The organism is Nostoc sp. DedQUE02 (assembly GCF_034531035.1).
Lineage (GTDB): Bacteria > Cyanobacteriota > Cyanobacteriia > Cyanobacteriales > Nostocaceae > Nostoc.
The window spans coordinates 70399-82079 of the sequence record NZ_JAVRBY020000035.1 but is presented as its reverse complement, the minus strand read 5'-3'; the positions used below and the strand labels follow the sequence as shown (position 1 = coordinate 82079).

At 42.9% G+C, this 11681-nt stretch carries 10 protein-coding genes and 1 pseudogene; 5 read left to right on the top strand and 6 right to left on the bottom strand.

The window, feature by feature from the left end; genetic code table 11:
- Window positions 1-265: 265 nt before the first annotated feature.
- Window positions 266-1921 (bottom strand): alpha-keto acid decarboxylase family protein, encoded by a 1656-nt coding sequence (locus tag RMX98_RS23230; RefSeq protein ID WP_322676248.1) that lies wholly within the window; start codon window positions 1919-1921, stop codon window positions 266-268.
- 260 nt (window positions 1922-2181) lie between these two features.
- Between RMX98_RS23230 and RMX98_RS23225 the strand changes: the two genes are divergently transcribed.
- Window positions 2182-2844 carry a DUF938 domain-containing protein gene (locus tag RMX98_RS23225; protein WP_322676247.1) on the top strand — a complete coding sequence of 221 codons (663 nt, stop codon included), beginning with the start codon at window positions 2182-2184 and terminating at the stop codon, window positions 2842-2844.
- A gap of 477 nt (window positions 2845-3321) precedes the next feature.
- On the opposite strand, the gene RMX98_RS23220 is transcribed toward RMX98_RS23225, so the two are convergent.
- From RMX98_RS23220 to RMX98_RS23210, 3 genes are all read right to left on the bottom strand, one after another.
- The gene (locus tag RMX98_RS23220; protein ID WP_322676246.1) at window positions 3322-3894 is read right to left on the bottom strand and encodes a DUF3611 family protein; all 573 of its coding nucleotides are present in this window, start codon (window positions 3892-3894) and stop codon (window positions 3322-3324) included.
- A gap of 288 nt (window positions 3895-4182) precedes the next feature.
- The gene (locus RMX98_RS23215) at window positions 4183-6015 is read right to left on the bottom strand and encodes a glycoside hydrolase family 15 protein (protein WP_322676245.1); all 1833 of its coding nucleotides are present in this window, start codon (window positions 6013-6015) and stop codon (window positions 4183-4185) included.
- A 279-nt stretch (window positions 6016-6294) separates the two neighbouring features.
- Window positions 6295-6591 (bottom strand): hypothetical protein, encoded by a 297-nt coding sequence (locus tag RMX98_RS23210; RefSeq protein WP_322676244.1) that lies wholly within the window; start codon window positions 6589-6591, stop codon window positions 6295-6297.
- 693 nt (window positions 6592-7284) lie between these two features.
- Here RMX98_RS23210 and RMX98_RS23205 point away from each other — a divergent pair.
- Entirely contained in the window at window positions 7285-7722 is a 438-nt protein-coding gene (locus tag RMX98_RS23205; protein ID WP_322676243.1) for a hypothetical protein, read from the top strand.
- A 251-nt stretch (window positions 7723-7973) separates the two neighbouring features.
- On the opposite strand, the pseudogene RMX98_RS23200 reads toward RMX98_RS23205, so the two are convergent.
- Window positions 7974-8258: pseudogene (locus RMX98_RS23200) on the bottom strand (ISKra4 family transposase); the annotation flags it as partial.
- 130 nt (window positions 8259-8388) lie between these two features.
- Between RMX98_RS23200 and RMX98_RS23195 the strand changes: the two are divergent.
- Together RMX98_RS23195 and RMX98_RS23190 are read left to right on the top strand one after the other, a co-directional pair.
- Window positions 8389-8547, top strand: a complete 159-nt coding sequence (locus RMX98_RS23195) for a hypothetical protein (RefSeq protein ID WP_322676242.1) — start codon at window positions 8389-8391, stop codon at window positions 8545-8547.
- A 252-nt stretch (window positions 8548-8799) separates the two neighbouring features.
- On the top strand, window positions 8800-9708 hold the full coding sequence (locus RMX98_RS23190) for an SGNH/GDSL hydrolase family protein (protein ID WP_322676241.1): 909 nt from the start codon (window positions 8800-8802) through the stop codon (window positions 9706-9708).
- Window positions 9709-10065: 357 nt separating this feature from the next.
- On the opposite strand, the gene RMX98_RS23185 is transcribed toward RMX98_RS23190, so the two are convergent.
- Entirely contained in the window at window positions 10066-10962 is an 897-nt protein-coding gene (locus tag RMX98_RS23185) for an SDR family oxidoreductase (RefSeq protein ID WP_322676240.1), read from the bottom strand.
- Window positions 10963-11363: 401 nt separating this feature from the next.
- Between RMX98_RS23185 and RMX98_RS23180 the strand changes: the two genes are divergently transcribed.
- The gene (locus RMX98_RS23180; protein ID WP_409881770.1) at window positions 11364-11672 is read left to right on the top strand and encodes a hypothetical protein; all 309 of its coding nucleotides are present in this window, start codon (window positions 11364-11366) and stop codon (window positions 11670-11672) included.
- Window positions 11673-11681 lie beyond the last annotated feature (9 nt).

The window sequence follows — 11681 nt, the reverse complement described above, 5'->3', positions numbered from 1 at the left end:
TATGGGTCAGCCACTTTATATAGTACATAAATACTATAAAATAGCGATCACGCTGTGCCAGTTGCGTAAGTCCTGAGTACTGTTAAAGTTATCAATTATTTTTGCATTAATGGGGGATAAAGAATCGCCACCAAAGGTTTATAGCAAATGGTGGGGGACTTAGATCGCGGGATAAATAGACGACTGATAACTTGTTCACTGTTAAAAAACTAGCGAGTGCGATCGCATAGAAATATGGAACCTGGCGATGAGGCAGTATGTTGCTTTATTGCTGCAACATCTTTAACAGAACCTCTGGGCTGTCCATTTTATCCATTACAACCTCAATAAAAGCAAGTTGGTCACGGTTTTGTTGAGCTGTTTCTAATGCTTTATCTAACTGCGATTCGGTACTAACTTTAATTGCCCAGGCATTGCCAGCAAAAACCTTAGGGAGCTGATGATAATTCCAAGGTTGAATGTCGTTATATGGCATACGTTCACCGTGAATATCACGCTCTATAGTATATCCGTCATTGTTGATCAAAAAAATAATCGGTTTGAGATTATAGCGTAAGATGGTTGAAAGTTCTTGTGCAGTCATTTGGAAAGACCCGTCACCAACCAGTAGGATAGAGCGACGTTGTGATGCGGCAATGGCACAACCAAGTAATGAACCAACAGAGTAACCAATCGACCCCCAAAGTACTTGCCCAACGAAAGTAGCTCCTTTTGGTAAAGGAACGATAGAAGCGCCAAACAAACAAGTTCCAGTCTCAGCAACGATAATGTCATCTTCTTGGAGAAAATGAGCAAATCTATACCAAAAATGCTGCTGCGTAATCGATGCCGAAGAGCCGCCAACGATAGGCTCTATAAAACCAGCATCTAAATTTTCTGTTGCTGATTTGAAGTCAAGCGTTTGAGGATCGCGGTACTGCAACCGTTGGCTTAAAGCAGAAAGCACATCTGCCATAGCGACATTGTTGTATAAAGCATGTTTAACTTTTACATAATCCCCATGCACTTCAATAGTTTGGCTGGGATCGAGTTTGGCTGAAAACTTGCCTGTGTTGAAATCAGTCATCAAAGCACCGATAGTTAAAACACAATCTGCCTGCTCAATACGTTTTCTGACAGATTCCTCACTGGCAGCACCATTATATATGCCGATGAATTGGGGGTGGGTTTCTTTTAGCAATCCTTTTCCCATGTTCATCGTGGCATAAGGGTATCCGGTAGCTGTTAGCAATTCTCGCAATTGTTCGTGCAAATGATAGCGAGCTACACCAATATCAGCAAGAATCACAGGTTGGGAAGCTTTTTCTAGTATGTTTACACAGACATCAACTATTTCTGCTATTGTAGCGCCATCACTCTGAAACACAGGGGGCATAAAGTTTTCAGACGGTGCAGACACCTCAGCCAGAGCAACATCCATAGGTAGGGAAATATAAACAGGTAATTTCTTCAGCAAACAGATACCTAAAACTCTGTCAATTTCCGTTGTTGCATTTTCCTTTGTTAAATATGCTTGAGCCACCGTTACCTGTTGATACATTCGGGCAAATATTGAAAAATCACCAGTACCAAGCGTATGATGTACAAGTGAACCAAGAGCTTGAATTTTAGTTGCAGGAGCACCGGTAATCGCTACAACAGGAACGTGTTCAGCATAAGCGCCAGCGACACCATTAATAGCACTGAGTTCACCAACACCAAATGTACTTACTAATGCCGCAACACCATTAAGCCGACCATAACCATCGGCAGCATAGGATGCGTTAAGTTCGTTGCAAGTAGGAATTAACTCGATGCCATTATGGTTAACAATATAGTCGAGGAATTCCATATTGTAGTCTCCAGCAACGCCAAAGATATGCTTGATGCCAATTTGCTCCAGACGAAGCAATAAATAGTCGCCAACAGTAAACTTTGCCATTGTCTTAGCCAAAATTTTACCCCTTTAGGGTATGAAAACTATAACTGAGATGCGTATCTCTGAAGTAAGAATAGGATTGTGACTTTTGCCGTTAAGCCTCTCAAGAACGTCCGCTTGCATTTTATTTTTTGGATCTCCCTAACAAAAGAAGCGGTCAGTAGTCAGAAGGCTAATAATCTGAGCGCTTAGAAATAATTGAAAACTGTTATTGAGTAGCTTAACTGGCATTAGGATCAGATAAGGTAGTTACAACGATACGGATGACACCACAAGACGCACGACAATATGCCCCGGCAACCGAACGCAACCGCGAAGCAATTCTAGAAGTACTTTTAAAAGTATTACCTAGAAGTGGTACGGTCTTAGAAATTGCTAGTGGAACAGGTGAACACGCAGTCTATTTTGCGTCTAGACTCATAGATTGTATGTGGTTGCCAACAGATGCAAATCCACAAGCAAGAGCCAGCATTATTGCATGGACTGAACATAATGGATGTAAAAACGTTTATCCACCACTGGAGCTTGATGTTAGAGAAGCAGTATGGGCAGTGGAAAAGGAAACAGTAACCCAGTTGCCCAATAATAACTCAGCAATTGTCGCCATCGTCAATATCAATATGATTCATATTTCAGCGTGGTCAGCTTGTCTAGGACTAATGGCAGGTGCAGGTCGTATCTTACCAGTAGGAGGTATCCTTTATTTATATGGGCCTTTTAAACAAGGTGGAGAACATACAGCATCAAGTAATGCCGCATTTGACGAATATTTGCGTATTCAAAATCCAGAGTGGGGTGTGCGTAACTTAGATGATGTAGTGGCAGCAGCTAGGCTAGAGCATTTGAGCCTTCAGCAGGCTTACCAAATGCCAGCAAATAATCTTTCGGTAGTGTTTGAACGGACAGCGAATGTCACTTTTGAGTAATGCTTAGAGCAATCCTTGAGCGGGAGTGCAATGATCGCAATCTACAGACGTGAGCATTGTGAGTTGGCTTCGGTGACGAAAACGCCAAGTAACAATCCTTGAGAGTCTACAACGATATGGCGTTTACGTCCTTAGTGAGGCTCAAAGACAGCCCCCATAGTTAATAATCCCTTGATGCTGGATAAGAGTTAGTTCTTTTTGCTTGGGAGGAACTGACCTTTTAGCGATCGCTTTCTGTACCCAACTTTCTCACGCCATCCATTCAGTCCACTGGGGCGCATCTGCCACCATCTGAGCAAATCTGTCTGCACAAGTTGATATTCATACTTGGCTCAAATTACGCTCTCAATTGCAAAAACACCACCTTGGAGAAATCTACTGGTAGTTTGCCAACCCAAAAATATTAAGTGGAGACAGGCTCTTGTGCAGAGGAGCAAGGGAGCAGAAGAGAGTTCAAATACCAAGTTCTAAGCAGGGCTATTGATCCAACCAGTTAAGCAACCCAAGCGAAGTAGCGCCTCCGACAAAATGAGCGCCAATCAGATTGACGTTTGCTAAAACCACAAAAATATCTAGGGAACGAATGACATTTTCAGGTCTATAGACTGCCACTCCTTGAGGCAGAGCTAGAGTTTTCGATAGTACAGCAATAACGGTCACTTCAGCTGCTAAAAAAGCTAATAACAGTCCGATTGTACTAGCAATTAAGCCAATTTGTAAGACTTGAATCACATCCTGTTTGCTTGGATGTAATTCACGATTAGGCGACTGTAAAAGTTTGTCTAAACGCCTGTATCGGTTCACCCAATAGAGTCGGAAACACAGCACTAAAATTCCCATAATTCCCAAAAATACTCCAAAAGCCATAACCGAATTTGTTGTAGTTTGGGGAGTGAGATTACGACTAAATATAGCCAATAACAAAGCCAAGCTAGAAATAGCACCTAGCGCTAACTGTAGCCAAAAACTAATCGGTCTGACTATGTGAAAAGTAGCTGCGAATTTTTGCTTAGTTGGTACAGGTAGGTATGAATTTAAATCATTTGTCATCTTCGCTCTCCTTAGCTCTAATACAATATCTGGCGTTGCTGATTGCGGTATGAAAAATAATTTTGCATTATTTCAAAATCCTTGTAGAGACGTTGCATTGCAACGTCTCTACATCCAAATTCATACCTCGATTCAGCAACACCCAATATCTTTAATTAAAAACTCATTACCCAAAATTAACTGATATCTTGTAACTTCTTTTCTCCCTTAAGTATTATTTGAGATAATTCCAGCCAAGCCTAAGTAAACAAAGAGACACTTCCTACTACACGCAACACTATGTTGATTTTAGGAAGTTTCAAGAACCTTATTTAAATTCCATGCAGCGCTAATCAGTGCCAGATGGGTAAACGCTTGCGGAAAGTTTCCCATCGCCTCACCGCTAGCACCGATTTCTTCGGCGTATAACCCCAGATGAGTCGCATAACTTAGCATCTCTTCAAACTTCAGTCGTGCTTCGATCAAGCGAGCCGGATCAATCCGTCCAGCGCGAGTCAATGCTTCCACGAGCCAGAAGGTGCAGAGATTAAAGGTGCCTTCATTCCCTGTCAAACCATCAATGGCATCCGCCACGTTATAGCGATAGACCAGGCTGTTCGACACCAATCCCCCGACTTCGGGCGAGCAATTGATGGCAGAGAGCGTTTTCAGCATACGCGGGTCATTGGGTGCCATAAACAGTACCAGGGGCATCATCAAGCTACTGGCATCTAGAGAATTGCTGCCATAGAATTGCACAAAAGCCTGCCGCTCTTGGCTCCAGCCTTTGCTGAGGATCTCTTCGTATATCTGATCCCGGACTTGCAACCAGCGCTGCCGATCTGCCGGGAACGATCGCTTGTCTGCCAGACGCAAGCCGCGATCAATGGCAACCCAACACATCAGTTTGGAATAGACAAATTGTTTGCGTCCGCCGCGTACCTCCCAGATGCCTTCATCCTGACGCTGCCAGTTGTCGCACACCCAATTGATCAAATGGCGCAAATATGTCCACAGATCGTAAGAAATGGGAGAGCCATATTTGTTGAAAAGATAGACTGCATCCATCAACTCACCGTAAATGTCGAGTTGTAGCTGAGTGTAGGCACCATTGCCAATTCGCACGGGCGCTGAGTCTTTGTAGCCCGCTAGATGCTCCAATATTTCTTCCTTCAGGTCATGCCGTCCGTCAATGCCGTAGACGATTTGCAGGGGCGTATCTGGCTTGAGCTCCTGGCAGCGAGCTTCGAGCCAATCCATAAACTGCGCCGCTTCAGTGGTAAACCCAATTCTCAGCAGACCATACAGCGTAAAAGCAGCATCCCGAATCCAGGTGTAGCGATAGTCCCAGTTGCGTTTGCCACCCACAGTTTCGGGCAAACTGCACGTGGGAGCGGCAATGATCGCCCCGGTAGGTTCATAGGTTAGCAACTTCAGCACCAGTGCCGATCGCTCCACCATTTCGCGCCAACGCCCTTTATAGTTGCACTGCGACAGCCAGCGCTGCCAGTATTTAACGGTGTGTACAAATAGATTGTGCGCCTCTTTTGGGTCAACGGGTGCGCCACAGCCCGTCGCTGGATCGAGTTCTCGCAAAACAAAGATAGCTTCTTCACCTTCGTCGAGCGTAAATCTGGCAAACACACCGCGATCGTTCTGCTCCAGGGGCACATCGGTTACGAGGGTTAACCGTAAGTCGGGTGATTCAAAGATCGCTCCATCTGAAGTGATAGTCGTTTTGTGACGATCACGGGCATAGTTAAATGCCGGGTAGCATTCCATCTCAAACGCCATAGAACAGCGAACCATTCTCACCCGTCGGACTAACCAACGGTAGCCGCGATCGTGCTCACTCAAGCCAACAGGCATGAAGTCAATCACCTCGCTGACTCCACAGGGCGACAAAAAGCGAGTCACCAGAATGTTCGTTTGCAGCCAATACATCTGCTTATGCGTCGTCACCTCAGTCAGTGGATAAATCTGGAAATGTCCTCCTTTATCCCGATCCAGTAGAGAAGCAAAAAGGCTGGGTGAATCGTGCCGGGGAAAACAGAACCAATCGATCGAGCCATTTAACCCCACTAATGCGGTAGTATGCATATTACCAATAATGCCGTAGTTACCGATCTGTTGATAGTCCATATTGTGATTTTGAGAAATGGGGGGCTGCTATCGGCAAATTCACGAATATCGTGACTGATATTACTCAAGGTGCTGCGAAGGTCTTTTGTTCAGTATAACAATCAATTTCTGCCTTCATTTTTACTGATTGCTGTCAGTTCTACTGCTATGTTTGACTTGTTAAACCGCAACTTAACGAATACAAGTCAAAAAAAGGAAAAGGGGCATGAAGCAGGGTCAGCTTTGGAATCGGTTAATCGGCGTACAAAATCCTGAGCGTCTAGGAGAAACTAACAAATCTTAAATTAATAACCAACCAGCAAGCCGAATAATAACATGGCTCAGATATCCGTTCCATAGAGTAGCCGTCTCTTCAGCCAGATCGAAATCCCCAACCAGCCGGATGAGCGTGGCAACAATCCGACCCCACTCGGCGCGATAAATGGAGGCGATCGCTTGAGCTACATCTTGAACATTGTTCGACAGACGGTTTCCCTTTTTGCCTGCCAAGAACCATAAATCCTGGTAAAAATAGGCAAGGGGCACGGGGAAAACTGAGACAAAGCTTGTACTTTGCTCTAGTTCGAGCTGTATCAATATTGCTCAAGTTGACAAATAAAATCCAATATGAGTGATGTAAATTTCTCAGGATACCAGAGTCCCCATTCGTGGAAACCTTCTTCTACAACCTCACTCACTATAACCTGATAAATTACTTCTACTGTTATGTAACAGTAACAAGTCCACAGGTTTGACGAAACTTTCTCAAGGATTATATATAGTGGTTCTCAGTTGAGTGAAATATAGTAAGAGCAGTGAGTAACTGACACCAAATCAGAATCTTCTCGCTAGCAAAGGGAGCATTCGCTAGGTCGTTTATTGTCTGATTAAGCAACAGCCTCGCCAATTTTGGAGACAAGCGAGAGTGTAGAATTGACTAGCGCTATCGAGTTCAAGCTGCAGTTTCAGGCTTAACCCCTTCTATCCTTGGATAGCCAGACTTTCAATGTAGTTAGCGCAGGTGAGCGTTTAACGTTGCCTAAACTAATTTACAAACGAAGATTCTTGCTCGATAAAATTCAAAAGCCTTTCCTCTTTCCTCAGTCAAATAAAGCAGACAGAGCTAGATGTATATTAGCAAATTAAATGTTTGATATTTACTACCTATTGGGAGATATTACTGTAAGTATATTTACTTATCTAATTCTTTGAATAATACACCTGATGATAGTGTAAAATTTATTTTTTAACAGTGTAAATAAAGGTAAGTACTTCAAGAGATAACTAAGTATGGCAACCTTATCTAATCCCACACTGTCAATCGATATTTTTACTAATTCAGAGCCTAGTGTCAGTGTTACGGTCGATGTCAGACTCACTTCGTTTGAGACTTTTCTTATTGAGAATGAGGTTGGTTTCCAACTTAGAGCTAAATTAGTTGGAGACGATGGTGGTTTAAACCCAAGAGATAATGACTTGTTCTTGTTTCCAACTCAAAACATCACTAGTGCAGGAACTTATACCTTTCAATCAACACTTAGCTATAGCACGCTCAATGAAGATAGTAGCTTATTTAACAAAGGTAATGAGATATTCGCCAACTTTAGCCTCACAAGCACAGAACAAATGTTTCCATTAAATGTATCAATTAGCAGCCCTAGCATTGAGGGCAGGATGGTTTCATTCTCTAAAGAGACTGATAAATCAAGGGTTCTAGCAATTAAGTGATTTCGCTCATTTAGGATCACGTTTTGCCAGAAACTCACACCCCAGCGTCAAATCAATTCAAAAAAAGGTATTGTAATAGTGTATCCTCAGTTTTGGATACAAACCGTGATTATCCTTTTTACTCTGGGATTTTGCACTACACAGTCTCACTACACAGTCTATAGTAGCTCCTTTGGTAACTCCCATTTGAAGGTAGTTGCTTGTAACCAAGCATAGTAACCAGCAAATTGCTGTTCAATTAAACCTTTGACACTTTCGGCATAAGGCATAAAAGAGCCAACAGGCTTTAAATGAGTGTAAACTCCTTCCCAACCAAAGATTTTGCTACCCAATTCTCCCAAAATACTTTTCAGTTGTCGTTGATATCCTGCGCTTGTGCGTGTAATCGTTTCGATAAAAAAACCCCTACTTCTGGCATGACGTGATAAAAGCATTTGACTTCGCACTGCCTCTCCAATTCCTGCAAGGTTTGTTAGTCTTTCTGGTGACGTATCTTCGTACAGTAGTTTAGCGTTGGCATAGCCCGCCGTAGGCATCGCTTGAATATGTTCTTGAAGAGCTTGCTTTTATTCTGGGGTCATCGGTAGTTAAGTGCAGAGATGATGCCATAGAGGTGCAATCGCTGAATATTGACTCTCAAGGTCGCTCTGTTGTCGGTGCTTTTTATTGTCGTTTGCATCTGTAGGAGTATTATTATCTGCACCTGCTTTACCTGCATCTACATCAGCAAGAGGATTGTTTTCTTTTCGCGGATTATTAATTTCCGTTTCAGGAGGTTTGGAATCTGCAAGTTCTGCGGCTGCTAAAGATAAGGCAGTGCGGTAACTTGAGTTGTTCCCAAAGCGTCTAATGTTTTTGGAAACTGGGTGATGAAAAATTTACCCAAGACAATTGGCAAAATCCACACTAGAAAGTATTCGGTTTTACTTAAGGACTTTAAAAAATCATTTGTTAGTTTAGAAAAGTAATAATTGTGAACTTAGTCTTTAGTCATAAAGATAACCATCAACAAGAGTTGTAATTAGTTTCAAGATTTACAGTTAAAACTGTAGCCTTTAAGGTTTACAGAAACGTTTAATGCTTAGGAAAAAATGGCTTTTAACAACAGTACTTGTTGTTTTAATTTTGAGTATGGTTGTACTGACAAAATTTCTAGATAAATCTCATTCTCTTACCGAAGCATATATATTTGGGGACAGCCTTTCGGATACAGGTATGGTATTCCGGGCGACAGGAGGAATATATCCACCTAATCCAACTTACTTTCACGGGCGTTACTCGAATGGTCGAGTTTGGATTGAGTATCTTAGCGAACGTTTGCATCTGTCCACTGAACAAGTTAATAATTTTGCTTACGGAGGAGCAACTACTGGCAGCATTGATAATAGTTATGTACCTAGCTTATTTCAGCAAGTACAGTCGTTTACACAGAGACATCAAAAGACAAATTCAGATGCTTTGTATGTGTTTTGGGCAGGGGCAAATGATTATTTGCAAGGAGTAAGCAGTGCAACTGTTCCCGTGAAAAATATAATGAGTGCAATCAACTTGCTCACAGATATAGGCGCTCAAAAGTTTTTGGTAGCAAATTTACCAGATTTAGGACAGTTACCTGCAATGAAAACCGCTACAAATTCTATGAGTCTGAATGCATTAACACAAGCACATAATCAAAGTTTAAGGCGTTCACTCAAAGTATTGACTCAACAAAATTATCATCTGAAGATTGCAACTTTAGATGCTAATAGTTTATATCGAGATGCGATCGCAAACCCGGCAGCATTTGGTTTTACAAATGTAAGTAGTTCCTGTCTGTCTGGCTCTGCCATCTGTGGTAATCCAGACCAGTTTTTGTTCTGGGATGGTATTCATCCTACGACTGCGGCTCATCGGATTATAGCGGAAAGTGCTTTTTCAACGATTCAAGAGGCAGGGATAATTCATTCTGGTTCAATATTGGTTCCAGAAACCACATCGGTAAAGTAACCACTAATATAGCAAGGGACTGGGGACTAGTACTCTGCCAACCCAAAAATCTGCTTGTGAGGGCTGGGGAAAAGGACTCATGGTAAGGGATTTAAAACCTTTCCCCCTTACCCCTTACCCTTTACCCCGCTTGCGTTCCCTTGGCGAACTACTAGGGACACAACGAAGAAAAATGCGATGCCTGCGGCGGGCTGCACCAACGCAATCATGCCTAATACAATCATGACGCGATGGCGTACCCGCCATGAGCCGATGGCGATCGCAGTTAACCAAGCAGAATTAATCTGAAGGTTTTCCCTATTTTCAAGATCAGTGACTCTTATAAAAGTTCTCCTAGAGTCGTTTCAACATTTTGAACTAGGCAATCCCGATGCCGCCTGTTACACCATAAACTTCTCCGGTGATGTAGCTGCCTTCTTGGGAAGCAAGCAACACATACACAGGAGCAATTTCTACAGGTTGTCCGGGTCTTCCGAGCGGAACTTCAGAACCAAATTTCTCGATCTTCTCCTGGGTCTGACCACCACTCGGCTGTAGCGGTGTCCAGAATGGGCCGGGTGCGACTGCATTAACGCGCACTCCCTTCTCGATCATCTGTTTGGCGAGAGATTTGCTAAAATTCTCAATGCCGGCTTTGGTCATCGCATAGTCAAGCAGACTCGCTGAAGGTTCATATGCCTGAATCGAAGTGGTGTTAATAATTGATGCTCCGGGTTTAAGATGTGGAACGGCAGCTTTGGTAATCCAAAATAGCGCGTAAAGGTTTGTCTTCATCACTTTGTCGAAATGCTCAGTCGTGATGTCGCTAATTGATGGGTAAGATGTCTGTGCGCCAGCATTGTTCACGAGAATATCTAAACCGTTCAAAGATTGCACTGCATCTGTCACCAGCTTTTGGCAAAAATGCTCGTCGGTGATGTCACCCGGAAGCGCAACTGCTTTGCGCCCTGATTGTTCAATCAATTGGATCACCTCTATTGCATCAGCCTCTTCGCTCTTAAGATAGCCGATCGCGACATCAGCACCTTCTCGCGCAAATGCGATCGCAACAGCACGCCCGATCCCAGAATCGGCTCCGGTGACTAATGCCTTCCGACCTGCAAGTTTTCCACATCCAATGTAGCTCTGCTCACCGTGATCCGGTTGGGGCTGCATCTTTTGAGCAAGTCCTGGTACGGGCTGCGGTTGTTGAGGAAAGGGCGGAGCGGGATATTGCTGCCGGGGGTCTTGCATCTCTAATCGATCGTCTTTCATCACTTAGTTGTTTTGATAGTTTTTGCAATTCAAGACTCAAGTATTAAGCATTGAGGAGAACGATTCCTCACCCTTTGAGCAGAATAATGTTCCAGAGCATGCACCACTAAGGGCGTGAGCTAATTGATACGCTTGTATTTGTTATCAGGCAATATCACTTGAAAAGCCACGCTTAAGACTCTACACTCACAATCAACTATTATTTGTAAGAGTTTAGGCACTTACTCGAAATAAAAGCCAGAAGTTATGATCGCTTGAGATTGAATTACCGATTTTCCTCAACTGACGCGCTTAGTGACTTTAGTCATGTTTAACTAATGACATTTGTTAGATATCTTTTCTTGATTATGCAGAATATATTGGCAATATACAAGTTCAGGAAAACAAGGATTAAAGGATATATGAACCGCTTAAAATCTATTCTTCTTGGTGGTTTATTAGCTTCTGTTTCTATTGCTGTTTCAACTCATGCTAATGCTTCTGAAGTGAATTTTCGCAATGAACATTTAAATACTAATACTATTGCTTTTAATAACGCTAAACTAATTCGTGAGCGTCAATTGCATGAACAGCAGGTTCGTGAACAAAAAGCTCGTGAATTACGTGAACGCCAAGCTCGTGAACAAAAAGCTCGTGAATTTCGTGAACGCCAAGCTCGTGAACAAAAAGCTCGTGAATTACGTGAACGCCAAGCTCGTCTTCATCACTAAAATTTGAAT

Coding starts and splice junctions, on each gene's coding strand:
- RMX98_RS23230 (WP_322676248.1), bottom strand. CDS start 1,921: ATGGCAAAGTTTACTGTTGGCGACTATTTATTGCTTCGTCTGGAGCAA.
- RMX98_RS23225 (WP_322676247.1), top strand. CDS start 2,182: ATGACACCACAAGACGCACGACAATATGCCCCGGCAACCGAACGCAAC.
- RMX98_RS23220 (WP_322676246.1), bottom strand. CDS start 3,894: ATGACAAATGATTTAAATTCATACCTACCTGTACCAACTAAGCAAAAA.
- RMX98_RS23215 (WP_322676245.1), bottom strand. CDS start 6,015: ATGGACTATCAACAGATCGGTAACTACGGCATTATTGGTAATATGCAT.
- RMX98_RS23205 (WP_322676243.1), top strand. CDS start 7,285: ATGGCAACCTTATCTAATCCCACACTGTCAATCGATATTTTTACTAAT.
- RMX98_RS23190 (WP_322676241.1), top strand. CDS start 8,800: ATGCTTAGGAAAAAATGGCTTTTAACAACAGTACTTGTTGTTTTAATT.
- RMX98_RS23185 (WP_322676240.1), bottom strand. CDS start 10,962: ATGAAAGACGATCGATTAGAGATGCAAGACCCCCGGCAGCAATATCCC.
- RMX98_RS23180 (WP_409881770.1), top strand. CDS start 11,364: ATGAACCGCTTAAAATCTATTCTTCTTGGTGGTTTATTAGCTTCTGTT.